12 protein-coding genes are annotated in these 18130 nt (G+C 42.1%); 10 read left to right on the top strand and 2 right to left on the bottom strand.

Annotation, left to right across the window (positions count from 1 at the left end; translation table 11 throughout):
* The first annotated feature begins 21 nt into the window (after window positions 1-21).
* From N8N51_RS10040 to N8N51_RS10020, 5 genes are all read left to right on the top strand, one after another.
* Window positions 22-396 carry a DUF1149 family protein gene (locus N8N51_RS10040; protein ID WP_060627763.1) on the top strand — a complete coding sequence of 125 codons (375 nt, stop codon included), beginning with the start codon at window positions 22-24 and terminating at the stop codon, window positions 394-396.
* A gap of 1 nt (window position 397) precedes the next feature.
* Window positions 398-1246 carry a DegV family protein gene (locus N8N51_RS10035; RefSeq protein ID WP_125454996.1) on the top strand — a complete coding sequence of 283 codons (849 nt, stop codon included), beginning with the start codon at window positions 398-400 and terminating at the stop codon, window positions 1244-1246.
* 605 nt (window positions 1247-1851) lie between these two features.
* The gene (gene dapB / locus N8N51_RS10030; protein ID WP_261104121.1) at window positions 1852-2619 is read left to right on the top strand and encodes a 4-hydroxy-tetrahydrodipicolinate reductase; all 768 of its coding nucleotides are present in this window, start codon (window positions 1852-1854) and stop codon (window positions 2617-2619) included.
* Complete coding sequence (locus N8N51_RS10025) at window positions 2616-3815, top strand: CCA tRNA nucleotidyltransferase (protein WP_314725858.1); 1200 nt, start codon at window positions 2616-2618, stop codon at window positions 3813-3815. Before dapB ends, N8N51_RS10025 begins: the two co-directional genes overlap by 4 nt.
* Window positions 3812-5683, top strand: coding sequence for an ABC-F family ATP-binding cassette domain-containing protein (locus tag N8N51_RS10020; RefSeq protein WP_261104120.1), 1872 nt, complete (start codon window positions 3812-3814; stop codon window positions 5681-5683). The genes N8N51_RS10025 and N8N51_RS10020 overlap by 4 nt, the downstream gene beginning before the upstream one ends.
* A 37-nt stretch (window positions 5684-5720) precedes the next feature.
* Here the strand turns inward: N8N51_RS10020 and mntE are convergent, their stop codons facing one another.
* On the bottom strand, window positions 5721-6905 hold the full coding sequence (gene mntE, locus N8N51_RS10015) for a CDF family manganese efflux transporter MntE (protein WP_261104119.1): 1185 nt from the start codon (window positions 6903-6905) through the stop codon (window positions 5721-5723).
* Window positions 6906-7212: 307 nt separating this feature from the next.
* Between mntE and N8N51_RS10010 the strand changes: the two genes are divergently transcribed.
* From N8N51_RS10010 to yaaA, 4 genes are all read left to right on the top strand, one after another.
* On the top strand, window positions 7213-9909 hold the full coding sequence (locus tag N8N51_RS10010) for a cation-translocating P-type ATPase (protein WP_049544310.1): 2697 nt from the start codon (window positions 7213-7215) through the stop codon (window positions 9907-9909).
* A gap of 117 nt (window positions 9910-10026) precedes the next feature.
* Complete coding sequence (locus N8N51_RS10005; protein WP_247947228.1) at window positions 10027-10437, top strand: peptide deformylase; 411 nt, start codon at window positions 10027-10029, stop codon at window positions 10435-10437.
* Between the two features lie 11 nt (window positions 10438-10448).
* Window positions 10449-12044 (top strand): hypothetical protein, encoded by a 1596-nt coding sequence (locus tag N8N51_RS10000; protein ID WP_261104117.1) that lies wholly within the window; start codon window positions 10449-10451, stop codon window positions 12042-12044.
* 186 nt (window positions 12045-12230) lie between these two features.
* The gene (gene yaaA, locus N8N51_RS09995; RefSeq protein ID WP_261050324.1) at window positions 12231-12959 is read left to right on the top strand and encodes a peroxide stress protein YaaA; all 729 of its coding nucleotides are present in this window, start codon (window positions 12231-12233) and stop codon (window positions 12957-12959) included.
* Between the two features lie 47 nt (window positions 12960-13006).
* On the opposite strand, the gene pclR is transcribed toward yaaA, so the two are convergent.
* Window positions 13007-14491: a virulence transcriptional activator PclR gene (gene pclR, locus N8N51_RS09990; protein WP_261011703.1), complete on the bottom strand. Its 1485-nt coding sequence runs from the start codon at window positions 14489-14491 to the stop codon at window positions 13007-13009.
* A gap of 217 nt (window positions 14492-14708) precedes the next feature.
* Between pclR and pclA the strand changes: the two genes are divergently transcribed.
* On the top strand, window positions 14709-18130 hold a 3422-nt coding region (gene pclA, locus N8N51_RS09985), incomplete at its 3' end, for a pneumococcal collagen-like adhesin PclA (protein ID WP_261104116.1).

Raw genomic sequence — 18130 nt, 5'->3', positions numbered from 1 at the left:
TTGTAGCCAAGGGAGAAAGACATGAATCTTAAACGTGAACAAGAATTTGTTAGTCAGTATCATTTTGATGCGCGTAATTTTGAATGGGAAAATGAAAATGGAGCTCCTGAAACTAAGGTGGATGTGAACTTCCAATTACTCCAACATGACCAAGAAAATCAAGTGACTTCTTTAGTGGTTGTCTTAAGTTTTATGATTGTCTTTGACAAATTTGTTATCAGTGGAACCATTTCACAGGTGAACCATATCGATGGTCGTATTGTTAACGAACCAAGTGAATTGAACCAAGAAGAAGTGGAAACCTTGGCTCGTCCATGTTTGAACATGCTCAACCGTTTGACTTACGAAGTAACTGAAATTGCATTAGACTTACCAGGAATCAATTTGGAGTTCTAATATGAAATTAGCTGTTATCACAGATTCCTCTGCCTATCTCAGTGCAGAGGCCTTGCAAAGAGAAGATTTATATGTCTTGGATATTCCTGTCAATATTGATGGTGAGGAGTATGTCGAAGGTATTAATCTGACTGCTGAGGAATTTTACCAAAAAATGGCTCAGGCTTCTGAATTGCCTAAGACCAGTCAACCAAGTATTGCCAAGTTAGATGAGATTCTAACTTCGCTCAAAGAACAAGGTTATACACATGCTTTGGGGCTTTTCCTATCTTCTGGAATTTCAGGTTTTTACCAAAATATCCAGTACATGGTCGATGACTATGAGGGCTTAACCATTGCCTTCCCAGACACTTTGATTACAAGTGCTCCTTTGGGTATCATGGTTGAAAGTGTCTTTAACTGGCGAGACCAGGGCGATGATTTTGCTATCATTCAGGATAAGCTAGCTATTCAGATTAGTCATACATCTGCTTTCATCATGGTGGATGACTTGGACCATTTGGTTAAAGGGGGACGCCTTTCAAATGGAGCTGCGATTTTGGGCAATCTGCTAAGCATTAAGCCAATCCTCTATTTCAATGATCAAGGTGTGATTGAAGTGTACGAAAAAGTTCGTACTGAAAAGAAAGCAGCCAAGCGTTTAATTGAGATTATCAAGGAAGCCACAGCTTCAGGCAAATACCGTATCATTGTCATTCACGGAAATGCTCCTGAAAAGGCTGAAGAATTGCGTCAGCACTTACTTGAATCTGGAGTGGGTACAGATATTTCACTTGCTACATTTGGTAGTGTCATTGGAACACACCTAGGAGCAGGAAGCATTGCTTTAGGTTATATTCCAGTGATTTAGTTGGGACTTTTAGCTTAGTTAAGAAGTTAGCAAATGAACACGCCTGGAACCCTGTGTGAAAAAGATAGTTCTTCCAAGGAGTAGACACTTCTTGATCAGAACTCCTATTTTCACTTTGTGTTCCTACAGGCTTTGTATCTTAGAAATTGAACACGGACCACCTGCCTCTTGAAAAAAGATGACTGTTTTTCCTTTCGTGGAAAGTCAGCGCCATTCCCTATTTTTCATGGGCAGCTAAGGTCCTTTGTATCTTGATAATTGAACACGCCTGGAACCCTATGTGAAAAAGATAGTTCTTCCAAGGAGTATTTACTCCTTGATCAGAACTCCTATTTTCACTCTGTGTTCTTACAGGCTTTGTATCTTAGAAATTGAACACGGACTACCTGCCTCTTGAAAAAAGATGTCTGTCTTGCCTTTTGTGGAAAGTCAGCGCCATCCCCTATTTTTCATGGGCAGCTAAGGTCCTTTGTATCTTGATAATTGAACACGCCTGGAATCCTGTGTGAAAAAGATAGGTCTTCCAAGGAGTATTTACTCCTTGATCAGAACTCCTATTTTCACGTTGTGCTCTTACAGGCTTTGTATCTTAGACAGGAGTAGAGATGAGTATTCGAGTAATTATTGCTGGTTTTAAGGGAAAGATGGGCCAGGCTGCTTGTCAGATGGTCTTGGCTGATCCAGACTTGGACTTGGTAGCAGTTTTGGTTCCCTTTGAGTCTGAATCAGAATGGCAGGGTATTCCTGTTTTCAAGGATAAGGCTGATTTAGCAGGCTTTGAAGCGGATGTTTGGGTAGATTTTACAACTCCGGCTGTTGCCTACGAAAATACACGTTTTGCTCTTGAAAATGGCTTTGCTCCAGTAGTAGGGACGACAGGCTTTACTAGTGAAGAAATTGCAGAGCTAAAAGCATTTTCTCGTGAACAAAATTTGGGTGGCTTGATTGCTCCTAACTTTGCCTTGGGTGCTGTCTTGCTTATGCAATTTGCGACGCAGGCTGCCAAATATTTCCCAAATGTGGAGATTATCGAGCTTCATCATGACAAGAAAAAGGATGCACCGAGTGGAACAGCTATTAAAACAGCTGAGTTAATGGCAGAAGTTCGAGAGTCTATCCAGCAGGGTGCAGCAGATGAGGAAGAATTGATTGCAGGTGCCCGTGGTGCTGACTTTGATGGCATGCGGATCCACTCAGTTCGTTTGCCAGGCTTGGTAGCCCATCAGGAAGTCATCTTTGGCAATCAAGGAGAAGGATTGACCCTCCGTCATGACTCCTATGATCGCAGCTCCTTCATGACAGGGGTCAATTTGGGAATTAAAGAAGTTGTCAAGCGTCATGAGCTTGTCTATGGATTAGAACACTTATTATGAGATTAACGCAAATGCCTTCTGAATTTCAGAAGGCTTTACCAGTATTAGAAAAAATTAAAGAAGCAGGTTTTGAGGCCTATTTTGTTGGAGGTTCTGTTCGAGATGCCCTTCTCAATCGCCCTATCCATGATGTGGATATCGCAACGTCTTCTTATCCGGAAGAGACCAAGCAGATTTTTCCAAGAACAGCCGATATCGGAATCGAGCATGGAACCGTCTTGGTCTTAGATGGGGATGAGGAGTATGAGGTAACCACCTTTCGGACGGAGGATGTCTATGTGGACTATCGCAGACCCAGTGCCGTCTCCTTTGTGCGCTCGTTAGAAGAAGACCTCAAACGCCGTGATTTCACAGTTAACGCCTTTGCCTTGGACGAGACAGGAGAAATCATTGACTTGTTCCATGGTTTAGAAGATTTAGAAAATCAAGTTTTGCGGGCGGTTGGCGTGGCTAGTGAGCGTTTCAACGAAGACGCTTTGCGGATTATGCGTGGTTTCCGTTTTCAGGCCAGTCTTGGCTTTGAACTTGAGACAGAAACGTTTAAAGCAATGAAGACCTTGACGCCACTTTTGGAGAAAATTTCTGTGGAGCGTACCTTCGTTGAGTTTGATAAACTCTTGCTGGCTCCATTCTGGAGAAGGGGCTTGGCTTCCATGATTGAGAGTCAAGCTTATGACTATCTCCCTGATATGGCATCTAGCAAAGACAAACTTAACAGACTGTTTGATTTGGAGACTGATTTCACCTTTGAATCTTCAGAGCAAGCCTGGGCAGCTCTACTGTGGGCTTTGGAGATTGAAAATGCGCAGCCATTTTTGAAGGCTTGGAAGACCTCACGTCAATTTGCCAAGCAAGTTCAGGATTTGCTGACTATTTTGGCCTTGCGTGAAAAGGGAGAATTGAGCAAGCGCGATTGTTATCGCTTTGACTTAGATTTACTTTTACAGGCTGAAAATCTTCGTCAGGCCCAAGGAAAAGAAGTCAACCCACAAGCCATCACAGAAACCTACCAGAGTTTGACCATTCATGACAAGAAAGAAATTCAAATCAACGGTGGTATTTTGATCAAGGAATATGGTTATCAGCCGGGACCAGACTTGGGAGATATTTTAACAGAGATTGAATATGCCATTGTCGATGGAGAATTGGAAAATGACCGACAAGCCATCCATGCTTACTTGAGGGAGAAAAAATGAGTGATTTTATCGTTGAAAAACTAAGTAAATCCGTCGGTGACAAGACCGTTTTTAAGGATATTTCCTTTATCATCCATGACTTGGATAGAATTGGTCTAATCGGTGTCAATGGAACGGGCAAGACCACCCTTTTGGACGTCCTTTCTGGTGTTTCTGGATTTGATGGAGATGTCAGTCCATTTTCAGCTAAGAATGATTACCAGATTGGTTACTTGACCCAAGATCCTGATTTTGATGATAGCAAGACGGTCTTGGATACGGTTCTCTCCAGCGACCTCAAGGAAATCCAGCTCATTCGTGAGTATGAGTTGATCATGCTCAACTACAGTGAGGGCAAGCAGGCGCGTTTGGAACGTGTCATGGCAGAGATGGACTCTCTTCAAGCTTGGGAAATTGAGAGTCAGGTCAAGACCGTTCTCAGCAAGCTGGGTATTCAAGACTTATCTACTCCTGTTGGGGAATTATCAGGTGGCCTAAGAAGACGAGTCCAGTTGGCGCAAGTTTTACTTGGCAATCACGACCTCTTGCTTCTGGATGAGCCGACCAACCATTTGGATATTGCGACTATTGAGTGGCTGACCCTCTTTTTAAAAAATTCTAAGAAGACAGTTCTCTTTATCACTCACGATCGTTATTTCCTAGATGCTTTATCAACAAGGATTTTCGAGTTGGACCGAGCTGGATTGACGGAGTATCAGGGCAATTATCAGGACTATGTTCGCCTAAAGGCAGAACAGGATGAGCGTGATGCGGCTCTTCTCCACAAAAAGGAACAACTTTATAAGCAAGAATTGGCCTGGATGCGCAGACAACCGCAGGCGCGTGCGACCAAGCAGCAGGCTCGTATCAATCGTTTCCATGACTTGAAAAAGGAAGTTTCAGGCAGTAGTGCTGAGACAGACTTGACCATGAACTTTGAAACCAGTCGGATTGGGAAGAAAGTCATCGAGTTTCAGGATGTTTCTTTTGCCTATGCAAATAAGCCCATTTTGCAAGATTTTAATCTCTTAGTTCAGGCCAAAGACCGTATCGGAATCGTTGGAGACAACGGTGTTGGGAAATCAACTCTCCTTAACTTGATTGCAGGCATTCTTGAGCCGACAGCAGGACAAGTTGTGATTGGAGAAACTGTTCGCATTGCCTATTTCTCTCAGCAAATTGAGGGCTTGGATGAAAGCAAGAGAGTTATAAATTACCTGCAGGAAGTGGCAGAAGAGGTTAAGACCAGCGGTGGTTCTACGACTTCGATTGCAGAGTTGCTAGAGCAGTTCCTTTTCCCACGTTCGACGCATGGAACCTTGATTGAGAAATTGTCTGGGGGCGAGAAAAAACGTCTTTATCTCCTCAAACTGCTCTTGGAAAAACCAAATGTTCTTCTCTTGGATGAGCCGACAAATGACCTAGATATTGCAACTTTAACAGTCTTAGAGAATTTCTTGCAAGGTTTTGTGGGGCCTGTCTTGACAGTTAGCCACGACCGTTATTTCCTGGATAAGGTAGCGACCAAGATTCTAGCCTTTGAGAATGGTAAGATTCGTCCTTTCTTTGGTCATTATACCGATTACCTTGATGAAAAAGCCTTTGAAACAGAGTTGGTCAATCAGGTGCAAAAGGCCGAAAAGGAGAAAGTAGTCAAGGTTCGAGAAGACAAGAAACGCATGACCTACCAAGAAAAGCAGGAGTGGGCAAACATTGAAGGCGATATTGAAGCCTTGGAGAATCGTATCGCTGCGATTGAAGAGGAGATGCAGGCCAACGGCTCTGACTTTGGTAAGCTGGCTACTCTCCAAAAAGAGCTAGATGAAAAAAACGAAGCACTCCTTGAAAAATACGAACGCTATGAATATTTAAGTGAATTTAATAGCTAGAAGAATAGAAAAAATCCCGTCTCATGACAGGATTTCTCTATTCTTTTTTAGTTTCTTGATGAAAGACATTTTGCCAAGTTTCGTGGCGACGCCAGATACTGGTATGGACAATTCCATCCATCTCATAGCAGATGAGTTTGGTCTTCTGACTGATGGAAGTGATCTGTATGTCCTTAATCGCAGCTTTAAGTTCTTTTTCGGCCTTATAAGCCTCTTTATCCATCTGTTCTCCATCTTGACGAATATAGACAAAATCGTCAGCCAAGAGTTCTTCCAGTTGATTTCCTTGGTCAATCAATTGTTCGCGCATAAGCAATTTTTTATAGACATTGTCTAAAATCTCATCCTCAGGGATAGGTGCGGGCTCGATATGGACATCGGTATCAAAAACCCCAAAACGTTCCTCCAGCATAGACTCGACTTGATCCGCAATCTCGTGGCTTTCAAAAACAGACAGGTCAGGATTCATCTCCAGCGTGATATCCAGGTAAATGTTGCTACCGTAGGTGCGGCCTCTTTGCGATTTGACCTTGCTGATTTTGGGAATTTCCATAATAGCCTTTTGATAGTCCTCAAGCAGGCGGTCGTCAAAGCCATCTGAAAGACTAAAGGAAGACTCGATGAAGATATCATAGGCAGTTTTCAAGATAAAGAAAGTGATGATGATGGCGACCAGTTTATCTACAATGGGATAATTGAAACTGCTAGCTAGGATGGCAATAGTAGTACCGAGTGAGGTAACAGCATCAGAAAGATTGTCCTTGGCGGCAGCCTTCAGTGCTTTGGAGTTGGATTTCTTACTGAGGCGAGTATTGTAGAGATAAACCACAAACATGATCGCTGCAGACATAATTCCTAGAGTTGCACCCAGAGGATCAATGACCGTTTCTTCACGACTGAGAATCTTCTGAATGGTATCCCTTAGGACATCGAATCCGACATAGAACATGATGATAGAAGTGATTAAGCTAGCCAAATCCTCAATCTTCCAGTGGCCAAAACGGTGGTCTCGGTCAGCAGGCTGGCGCGCCATTCGAATCCCAATCAAGAGAGCAATATTTCCAATGATGTCCGACACGTTGTTGAAACCATCAGCCACCAAACTGGATGAATGAAGGAGGTGACCAGTTGCTAATTTGGCTGTTGATAAGAGCAGGTAGGTTGAAATGCTGATAATGGCCCCACGCTCAGCTAACTTGAGATTTGAGATAGATTGCTTCATTCAACTTCCTTTCTAGTCACATAGCATTCTACCATTATACTGGTTTTCAAGGGAAAATTCAAATAAGTCATTTTTTACTCTTTGAAAACTTTTCAAAATTTGGTATAATAGTACTACTCAAGGGAGTAGCTGGCAGAAACCTGTGATAGTGTCGTCATTCCGAATTTTATACTGAAAAGTATGCTTTCCGGCACTATCTTAAACAGCGAGACTTGTTATGATTAACAGGTTTCTTTTTGTTTGTCGTGAAAAGATGCGATGAGGGAAAAGAGAGTCTGTTTTGCACACAATGTCAAGGAGGAGACACATGTCAAAAGAACAAAAACGCCAAGCGTTTTACACTCAGAGTCCTGAAGAGGTCTTGAATGCTGTAGATGCGACCGAGCAAGGTTTGTCATCAAGTGAGGCGGAAAAGCGCCTTGCCGAATTTGGCCACAATGAACTCGAAGAAGGCGAGAAACGATCAATCCTGGTCAAATTCATCGAGCAATTTAAGGATTTGATGATTATTATCCTAGTTGCGGCAGCAATCTTGTCAGTTGTGACTTCTGGTGGGGAAGATATCGCAGATGCCATTATCATCCTAGCCGTGGTTATCATCAACGCTGCCTTTGGTGTTTACCAAGAAGGAAAAGCAGAAGAAGCTATCGAAGCCCTCAAATCTATGTCTAGTCCAGCTGCCCGCGTTCTTCGTGATGGTCATATGGCTGAGATTGACTCTAAAGAATTGGTGCCAGGTGATATCGTTGCCCTCGAAGCAGGTGATGTAGTACCAGCAGACCTACGTTTGCTTGAAGCCAACTCTCTTAAAATCGAAGAAGCAGCTCTTACAGGTGAGTCTGTGCCAGTCGAAAAAGACTTGACAGTTGAACTTGCTGCAGATGCTGGTATTGGGGACCGTGTCAACATGGCCTTCCAAAACTCTAACGTAACCTATGGTCGCGGTATGGGTGTTGTTGTCAATACAGGGATGTATACTGAAGTCGGTCATATCGCTGGCATGCTCCAAGATGCGGATGAGACGGATACACCCCTCAAACAAAACTTGAATAACCTTTCTAAGGTCTTGACCTATGCTATCTTGGTTATTGCACTTGTTACTTTTGTAGTTGGTGTTTTCATTCAAGGTAAAAATCCACTCGGTGAGTTGATGACCTCTGTTTCGCTTGCCGTTGCAGCCATTCCAGAAGGGCTACCAGCTATCGTAACTATCGTTCTTGCCCTTGGTACTCAAGTTTTGGCCAAACGAAATTCTATTGTTCGTAAGTTGCCAGCTGTAGAAACCCTTGGTTCAACTGAAATCATCGCTTCTGATAAGACTGGTACGCTGACTATGAACAAGATGACCGTCGAAAAAGTCTTCTACGATGCAGTCCTACATGACTCAGCTGATGACATTGAACTAGGTCTTGAAATGCCCCTGCTTCGTTCAGTTATCTTGGCCAATGATACGAAAATCGATGTGGAAGGCAACCTGATTGGTGACCCAACCGAAACAGCCTTCATTCAATATGCCTTGGACAAGGGCTACGATGTCAAAGGTTTCTTAGAGAAATATCCACGTGTGGCTGAGTTGCCGTTTGACTCTGACCGTAAGCTCATGTCAACAGTTCATCCACTTGCAGATGGACGCTTCCTTGTAGCAGTCAAGGGTGCGCCAGACCAACTTTTGAAACGTTGTGTTCTTCGTGACAAAGCTGGGGATATTGCTCCGATTGACGAGAAGGTTACAAACCTCATCCATACAAACAACTCTGAAATGGCTCATCAAGCCTTGCGTGTCCTTGCAGGTGCTTATAAGATTATTGACAGCATTCCAGAAAACCTGACTTCTGAAGAGCTTGAAAATGATTTAATCTTTACTGGTTTGATTGGGATGATCGACCCTGAACGTCCTGAGGCAGCCGAGGCTGTTCGTGTGGCTAAGGAAGCTGGAATCCGTCCAATCATGATCACTGGTGACCACCAAGACACTGCAGAAGCTATTGCTAAACGTTTGGGAATCATTGACGCAAACGATACAGAAGGCCACGTTTTAACTGGTGCTGAACTCAATGAACTGTCAGATGAAGACTTTGAAAAAGTAGTTGGTCAATATTCTGTTTATGCCCGTGTGTCTCCAGAACACAAGGTTCGTATCGTCAAGGCTTGGCAAAAACAAGGTAAAGTCGTTGCCATGACAGGTGATGGTGTCAATGATGCGCCAGCTCTGAAAACAGCCGATATCGGTATCGGTATGGGAATCACTGGTACAGAGGTTTCTAAGGGTGCATCTGACATGATCCTTGCAGATGATAACTTTGCAACTATTATCGTTGCAGTTGAAGAAGGACGTAAGGTCTTCTCAAACATTCAAAAGACTATTCAGTATCTACTTTCTGCCAACACTGCTGAAGTATTGACCATCTTCCTATCAACCTTGTTTGGTTGGGATGTCTTGCAACCAGTTCATCTTTTGTGGATTAACTTGGTAACAGATACCTTCCCAGCTATCGCTCTTGGTGTTGAACCTGCTGAGCCTGGTGTCATGAACCATAAACCACGTGGACGCAAGGCAAGCTTCTTCTCAGGTGGTGTTTTGAGTTCTATCATCTATCAAGGTGTACTCCAAGCAGCTATTGTTATGAGTGTTTATGGCCTTGCGATTGCTTATCCAGTACATGTGGGTGACAATCATGCCATTCATGCGGATGCCCTTACTATGGCCTTTGCAACCCTTGGTTTGATTCAGCTCTTCCATGCCTATAATGTCAAGTCTGTTTACCAATCCATCTTGACAGTTGGCCCATTCAAGTCTAAGACCTTCAACTGGTCCATCTTGGTATCCTTCATCCTTCTCATGGCAACAATCGTCGTAGAACCGCTTGAAGGAATCTTCCACGTAACCAAACTAGACTTGTCACAATGGGGAATCGTTATAGGCGGAAGCTTCTCAATGATTATTATTGTCGAAATCGTTAAATTTATCCAACGCAAACTTGGCTTTGACAAGAATGCGATTTAAAAAGAAAAAGTCATCTTCGGATGGCTTTTTGCTACAGTTGAGGGAAAGGGCTTGCAGTTGCCGTCTTTTGTGCTATAATTGCTATAATATAGTAAAAAACAAGAGGAGTGTGAGGAAGTGGAAAAGAAAATTGTGAAGGATATTTTGTTTTTATCTCAGGTATCTCAGCCGGCAAGTCAGGAAGACCTTTATCTTGCCAGAGATTTGCAGGATACACTCTTAGCAAATCGTGAGATTTGTGTCGGTCTGGCTGCCAATATGATTGGGGTGCAGAAGCGTGTGATTATCTTTAATCTTGGTTTGGTTCCTGTGGTCATGTTTAATCCAGTGCTCCTGTCCTCTGAAGGAGCTTATGAGACAGAAGAAGGCTGTTTGTCCTTGACAGGTGTGAGACCTACTAAGCGTTATGAAACCATAAGGGTTGCCTATCGTGACAGCAAGTGGCAGGAACAGACCATTACCTTGACAGGCTTCCCAGCCCAGATTTGCCAGCATGAACTGGATCACTTGGAAGGACGAATCATTTAGGAGGAAAGCAAATGAAACGAATAGTCTTTGAACTTATTTTTATCGCAACGACCTGGTATATCTTTTTACCGCCTCTTAACCTGACCAGCTGGGAATTTCTCTTTTTCCTCTGTGGACATTTGCTGGTTGTAGCAGTCTTATTTGGCTTTGGCAAGGGAATCAATCTGGTTAAAACGGTTCATGTGCGCCACGGCAAGGCAGAAGCTGCCTTAAATCTAGAGGGTTTCAAAATCAATCGGTTAGGGAAAATCCTTTTAGCTTCTATTGGAGGAATTCTTCTCTTGGCAGCTTTGGTTTCCTTGGTGACTTCCAGCATTTTTCAGGCTAAGAATTATGCCAATGTAGTCACGGTTACTGAAAAAGACTTTAGTGAATTTCCTAAGACTGATACCAGTAAGGTTCCTATTTTAGATAGAAGTACTGCTGAAAAAATTGGAGACCGCTACTTGGGTTCCCTAACAGATAAGGTGTCGCAATACGTAGCGGCAGATACCTATACCCAACTGACGATTGATGGGAAGCCTTATCGGGTTACACCCTTAGAATACGCAGATCCTATCAAGTGGTTTAATAATCAAGCCAAGGGAATCGGCGAGTATATCAAGGTGGACATGGTAACTGGTAATGCGGATTTGGTGGACTTGAAGACACCAATCAAGTATTCGGACTCGGAGTATTTTAACCGCGATGTCAAACGCCACCTGCGCTTGAAGTACCCAACTAAAATCTTCAAGACTCCATCTTTTGAGGTGGACGATGAGGGCAATCCTTTCTATGTAGCAACGGTTTACCAAAAGCAATTTGGACTTGCGGTTCCCCGTCCTGTTTCAGTCATTATCTTAGACGCCACAAATGGAGAAACCAAGGAATACAGCTTATCAGATGTTCCAGAATGGGTGGACAGGGTCTATCCAGCTGAGGAAACTATTGAGCAAATCAACTACAACGGCAAGTACAAGGACGGTTTCTGGAATGCTATGATTTCCAAGAAAAACGTGACCCAGACTACCAAGGGATATAATTATTTGTCTATCGGTAATGACATCTACCTCTACACAGGTGTGACGTCGGCCAATGCAGATGAAAGTAATCTTGGTTTTATCCTTGAAAATATGCGGACAGGAGAAATCACTAAGTATAGCTTGGCTTCTGCGACCGAAGAATCAGCCCGTGAATCAGCAGAAGGTGCTGTTCAGGAGAAATCCTACAAGGCAACCTTCCCAATCCTCATCAACCTCAATGACAAGCCTCTCTACATCATGGGCTTGAAGGACAATGCTGGCTTGGTCAAAGAGTACGCTCTGGTAGACGCAGTCGAGTACCAAAATGTTATCGTAGCTACGACAGTGGAAGAGATGCTCAGCAAGTATGCCAATAAAAACGACCTTGAAATTGATAATGAAACCACAGAAAGTATCAAGGGTGTGGTAGCAGACCTCAAATCAGCTGTTATCAAGGGCGACACCGTCTACTTCTTTAAAGTTGATGGCAAGATTTACAAGGTTAAGGCCTCTGTATCAGATGACCTGCCTTACCTCGAAAATGGTAAAACCTTCGAAGGTCAAGTAGGAAAAGACAACTATCTCAAGACCTTTAAAGTTCAGTAAGAGGAGAGGCTGGGCAAAACCTCAATTTCAGGAAAAAATGAAGTAAATCTTTCCATCATAAAACGCATAGTATCAAGATTTCTCAATTCCTGATACTATGCATTTTTTAATTTTAATGCCTTTTTCCCCAGTCTCTTTTCAGATGAATTCCTTGGTTGTGGTTAAAAAATATGCTACACTATCAATATGAAAATTTTAATCCCAACAGCAAAAGAAATGAACACAGACTTGCCAAGTATCGAGGCAACTCCTTTAAGACCAGAAAGTCAGGCTGTGCTGGATGCCTTGGCTCTCTATTCTGTTAGTCAATTGGAGAGTTTTTACAAGGTATCAGTTGAGAAGGCAAAGGAAGAATTTCAAAATATCCAAGCTTTGCAAAGGAAAACTGCTCAACACTACCCAGCCTTGAAACTTTTTGATGGGCTCATGTACCGCCACATCAAGCGAGACAAACTGAACGATGCAGAACAGGCCTATCTTGAAAATCATGTCTTTATTACTTCGGCTTTGTACGGAGTCGTACCAGCCTTGTCACCCATAGCCCCTCACCGTTTGGACTTTTTGATGAAGTTAAAAGTCGCAGGTAAGACTTTGAAGAGCCATTGGAAGCAAACCTATGATGAAGCTATGAATGGTGAAGACCTAATTTTCTCTCTCTTGTCATCCGAGTTTGAGACTGTATTTTCTAAGGAAATCAGAGGAAAAATGGTGACCTTCAAATTCATGGAGGATAGAGGTGGTCAGCTGAAGATTCATTCAACTATTTCAAAGAAAGCGCGTGGTGCCTTCCTGACAGCCCTGATAGAAAATCGAGTGCAGACGGTGGAGGAAGCTCGTCGCTTAAGCTTTGCAGGGTTTACCTACAGAGAAGATTTGTCACAGCCACAGGAATTGGTTTTTGTTAAGGAAGTATAGAAATCAGATAAGAGAAAAAGTCAGCAGGACCCTGCTGACTTTTTAGTTTATAAAGTATTGGATATATGAATCTCATTTGATAAAGTGTTGAGGTGATTAACCAAATCCATGATTGACAGATGGTTTCGGCAAATAAACTTCTTAGTAATCCCTGGAATATAGAAATTAGACACGATGATATCGTAATCTGTCTGATTTAAAATCTCAGGACTTGTTTGTAATTCATCCCAAATATCGAAGGTAAAGCGGTTATTACAGTAATAGGAAAGCATATCAACAAAGGTAAGGGATATAGCATGGTCAAAGTTACTGATAATCAAAACCTTGATAGGTGGTCGATTTTCTAACAACTGAGTAGAGAGGTTTTCAGCATGGGTTAAGATGGTGTACATCAGGTGTTCCAACTGTTCAGGATGGTCATGCTGTCCAATTGCTTGACGGTATTGAGCCAGTTCTTGACGTGCACTTCCCATAAAGTCTGGGAAGTAAACTTCAAATTTTTTAATCGTCAATGCTTTTTGTTCAAATAGGATTGGGGTAGAAAAGATTTCCTGTCTTTCAAAGAAAGCAGTGTTGTGTAAATGCCAAATCAGCTCATCGTGGTTGGTAAAAGTAATCTTATATTGTTTTGATAGGCGTTCTAATATTTGACTCAGTAATTGGTAAGAGTATCTTGCTTCACTGTTTTCTTCTAAAGAGTTGAAGAATTCTTGAGGATTTAAGAAAAGATTGTTTTGAATAAAGGATATAAAAATTTGGGCGATGATATCTGGAGTGATTTCAAGTCCCAGTTTTTCAGAGAAATGGACAAGTAGCTCCTCAAAATTTGGAATATTCATCAAAAGAGGGTAGTATTCATCGAAGAAATGATTTGGTAAGTCGATAAAATGACCATTTTTGACGCGGTAAATACTGATAGCTATCATCAATTTGTACATTCTATAAATTGAAAATCGCATTGGATAATTCGTGATTTTATAGAAGAAATCAGCAAACTCTGTTAAATCCTCCTCAGGAAGGTCTGGAAAAGGCCAGTCTAGGAAATAATAGCGCTCAGAAAAGTATTGGGCAAAAAAATAACGAATATCCGTTTCATTACCAAGAATTGCAGTAGGGGTAAAAGATAATTCAATCTGAAATTGTGATGATAGAGTTTTTGTAATATTTCGGCCTAATCGATAGAGGTTGGCATTACTTGAGTGAAGATTTTCAACTGTTCGATAAATAGGTAGCCCCTCATTGAAGAACATATACTCTAGTAATTGAAAAGATTGGGAATGGGCTAGAAAATATTGATAAATATCTTCTACACTAGTGTTAACATCTAAATCAATCATAATTCCGTTAACGGAAGATTGGATGTCAATATTTGGGAAAGCTGTTCGTAATTCATTTAAATCATTTTTTAGGATTCGTTCTGTACATCCTAATTTTTCGGCAAGTGCATGTAACCTTATCCAATTACGATTCTGAATTAAGGTTTCCATTAAACGTAATTGTCTTTGGTCTTTTGTGGATAAAAGGTTGCGCATTTAGGTATTTCCTCCTAAATTATATTGTATCATAATTATGATTCTTTTGTACAAAAAAACAAGAATTAAAAATATGTACATTAAATTCAAAAAAAAAAAAAAAAAAAATATGGCTCCATGGTACAAAAATCAGATATATTAATTTCATAGATAATATTGATTAATGGCTCAAATAGTTGTAAAGTGTAAACTATAAATTACTATCTAGGAGTTTGAAATGAAACATTCACATAAGAAATCATTTGACTGGTATAGCATGCAACAACGATACTCTATTCGTAAGTATCACTTTGGTGCGGCTAGTGTCTTGCTCGGGACAGCCTTAGTCTTGGGAACTGCTGCCAATGCGCAATCAGTACAAGCAGAGGAACAACATCCTGAGGCAACTAATAGTGTCTCTGTTGATAAGGATAAGGTAGATGAAGCTACTAAACCAGCAGAAGTTTCTACACCTAAAAAAGAAACAACTTATGCAGCTCCAACTGTTGCTAACCCAGTAGAAACGACTCCAGCTAAAACTGAAGAAGCTACTAGACCAGCAGAAAAAGTTGAAGAAGCAAAAGACAAAAAAGAAGCAAGTCATCAAGATGCTGTTGACAAGTCAAAATTGTTAACAGCTCTTTCACGTGCTAAAAAATTAGAAAGTAAGTTATATACAGAAGCAAGTGCTGCTAACTTGCAAGCAAGTATCCAAGCTGGTCAAAGCTTGCTTGGGAAAGCAGATGCATCTGAAGCTGAAATATCAGCAGCAGAGACATCTATCCAATCGGCTATTATTGGTCTAGAACTTCGTTCTAACTCTGATAAAGGAACTGTATCAGAAACTCCTGTAGTGAAGAAAGCTGACACAGCAGAAGCCAAAGAAGAAGCTAAGCCAGTTGCAACAACGACTGACCGTTCAGCTGTTGATAGTAGCGTTTTAGCAACTAATGCACCTGCCAAAGTAGAAACAACTTCAGCTCCAAAATCTACTAATGAAATCTTGAAACCAGGTTTGAGCCTTTCTGATGCTCGCCAAAATCCAGCTATCCGTAAGGAAGACTTGGATAAAGGTCATAGTGGCTTTAGAGCGGCTAGCAATCCAGCCAACCCAATTGTCTCAGGTTCTGGAAATACAGTTGCATTTTCAGACATCAGCCAAGGTGGTCGTAGTTATAGTTTCCGTGGCTACGGGAACTCACGTGGTGGTAATTCAATTCATTACGATGTAACAACAGTACGTCAAGGTAATAAATTGAATTTCACAATCAAATATTCTGGTCCGGGCGAATTTGTTAATAATAACTTTATCTTGGATAAAGGGGATGGATTTGGAAATCCTTCCAATGCGACAATCACAACTCCAAGGTTAAGAGATCAATCAAAACCTATTAGCCAAGGTGCCAACTACGTATCTCACTCAGGATACAGTATGACCTCTGCTACTTCAACAAATACGGAACAAACAATCAGATTTAGTTTGCCAATCAATAATCCAAATGGTGACTTGTCTGTTCGTTTGAAACCTGTTACTTTTAACGTGGACCAAGGTGGTGGCGGTGCCGCTACTAGCAATGACCCATACAGCAACTCCAACTATTATCATAGAGCAAATCCACTATACTTGGATGCAAACCCTTATGGTGGTACTAATAATAAGACTGTTTCAGAAGACATTGATTTCCAAACAGTCTACCTTCCAACTAGTAAATTACCAGAAGGTCAAACTAGATTAGTTCGAGAAGGTGAAAAAGGACAACGTCAAATTACCTATAAAGTTCATCGATTTGGTAACGAAACACTTTTAGGATTGCCAATTAGTAATTCTGTTACTAAAGAAGCTAAGCCACGTATTATGCAAATTGGTGTGGCTAAAGAGCTAATCGATACAGTAAAACCACGTGTTGATCAAAATAAAGTTGGTGATACAAATAACCTCACTTTCTATCTTGATAACGATGGAAATGGTGTTTATACTGAAGGCGTAGACGAACTTGTTCAAAAAATTGCTATTAAAGATGGAGCCAAGGGTGAAAAAGGGGACCAAGGTGAACGCGGTCTCACTGGAGCACAAGGTGCCAAAGGTGAAAAAGGAGACCGAGGCGAACGCGGTTTAACTGGAGCACAAGGTGCCAAAGGTGAAAAAGGAGACCGAGGCGAACGCGGTCTAACTGGCGCCCAAGGTGCTAAAGGTGAAAAAGGAGACCAAGGTGAACGTGGTCTAACTGGCGCCCAAGGTGCTAAAGGTGAAAAAGGAGACCAAGGTGAACGTGGTCTAACCGGCGCCCAAGGTGCTAAAGGTGAAAAAGGAGACCGAGGCGAACGTGGTCTAACTGGAGCGCAAGGAGCCAAAGGTGAAAAAGGAGACCGAGGCGAACGCGGTCTAACTGGAGCGCAAGGAGCCAAAGGTGAAAAAGGAGACCGAGGCGAACGCGGTCTGACTGGAGCCCAAGGAGCCAAAGGTGAAAAAGGAGACCAAGGTGAACGCGGTTTAACTGGAGCTAAAGGTGAAAAAGGAGACCAAGGTGAACGCGGTCTGACTGGAGCCCAAGGTGCCAAAGGTGAAAAAGGAGACCGAGGTGAACGCGGTTTAACTGGAGCTAAAGGTGAAAAAGGAGACCAAGGTCAGGCAGGTCGTGACGGTGTAACTCCAACCGTAACCGTTAAAGATAATAAAAATGACGGCACTCATACTATCACGATTAACGACGGTAGAGGTAATGTTACAAGTACTGTTGTAAGAGATGGTTTCGATGGCGCAAGTCCATTAGTTGCGACTCAACGAAATGATGCAGATAAAACAACAACAGTTATCTTCTATTACGATAAAAATGGAAACAATGAATTAGATGCTTCTGATAAGAAATTAAAAGAAGTTGTAATTGCGGATGGTGCTAAAGGTGAAAAAGGGGACCAAGGCGAACGTGGTCTAACCGGAGCGCAAGGTGAAAAAGGCGAACGTGGAGACCGTGGTGAAACAGGAGCAGCGGGACGTGACGGAAAAACTCCAAAAATCACAACTGCTCGTGGAGCAGACGGCCGTAGTACTGATATTACATTTACTATTCCTGGTGAAGAACCTGTAACAGTTAACATTAAAGATGGTAAAGATGGACGTACACCAACCATCGACTTAAATGCCTTAGCTGAAGCAGCAGCAAGATTAAACAATCAAAGAAGCGGAAGAGTAAGAAGAGCTTTAGCAGACGCCCCATCTACAGCACCAGCAGAAAAACCAAGAGAAGGTACTCTTATTACAGCGTACTTTGATAACAATGGTAATGGTCGATACGATGAAGGTATAGATGAATTAATTGCAAAACAACCAATTTATAATGGTACAGACGGTGCCAATGGTGCAGCAGGTGCAGCCGGACGTAATGGTGCTGAATTATTAAGTGGACCTAAAGCACCAACAGCAGATGATGGTAAAGATGGCGACACTTATATCGATGCAACTACAGGTGATGTTTATAAGAAAGAAAACGGAACTTGGGATAAGATTGGTAACATTCGTGGACCTCAAGGTCTAAAAGGTGAAGCCGGAGTTGCAGGACCACAAGGGCTACAAGGACCTAAAGGGGACAAAGGTGAACAAGGACTTCAAGGTCGTGATGGTCAAGACGGAGCACAAGGTTTACCAGGACGCGACGGACGTGA

It is taken from the genome of Streptococcus mitis, from assembly GCF_946188685.1.
Lineage (GTDB): Bacteria > Bacillota > Bacilli > Lactobacillales > Streptococcaceae > Streptococcus > Streptococcus mitis_CC.
The sequence above is the reverse complement of the archived record's forward strand: the minus strand, read 5'-3'. Positions and strand labels throughout refer to the sequence as shown.

Coding starts and splice junctions, on each gene's coding strand:
- N8N51_RS10040 (WP_060627763.1), top strand. CDS start 22: ATGAATCTTAAACGTGAACAAGAATTTGTTAGTCAGTATCATTTTGAT.
- N8N51_RS10035 (WP_125454996.1), top strand. CDS start 398: ATGAAATTAGCTGTTATCACAGATTCCTCTGCCTATCTCAGTGCAGAG.
- dapB (WP_261104121.1), top strand. CDS start 1,852: ATGAGTATTCGAGTAATTATTGCTGGTTTTAAGGGAAAGATGGGCCAG.
- N8N51_RS10025 (WP_314725858.1), top strand. CDS start 2,616: ATGAGATTAACGCAAATGCCTTCTGAATTTCAGAAGGCTTTACCAGTA.
- N8N51_RS10020 (WP_261104120.1), top strand. CDS start 3,812: ATGAGTGATTTTATCGTTGAAAAACTAAGTAAATCCGTCGGTGACAAG.
- mntE (WP_261104119.1), bottom strand. CDS start 6,905: ATGAAGCAATCTATCTCAAATCTCAAGTTAGCTGAGCGTGGGGCCATT.
- N8N51_RS10010 (WP_049544310.1), top strand. CDS start 7,213: ATGTCAAAAGAACAAAAACGCCAAGCGTTTTACACTCAGAGTCCTGAA.
- N8N51_RS10000 (WP_261104117.1), top strand. CDS start 10,449: ATGAAACGAATAGTCTTTGAACTTATTTTTATCGCAACGACCTGGTAT.
- yaaA (WP_261050324.1), top strand. CDS start 12,231: ATGAAAATTTTAATCCCAACAGCAAAAGAAATGAACACAGACTTGCCA.
- pclR (WP_261011703.1), bottom strand. CDS start 14,491: ATGCGCAACCTTTTATCCACAAAAGACCAAAGACAATTACGTTTAATG.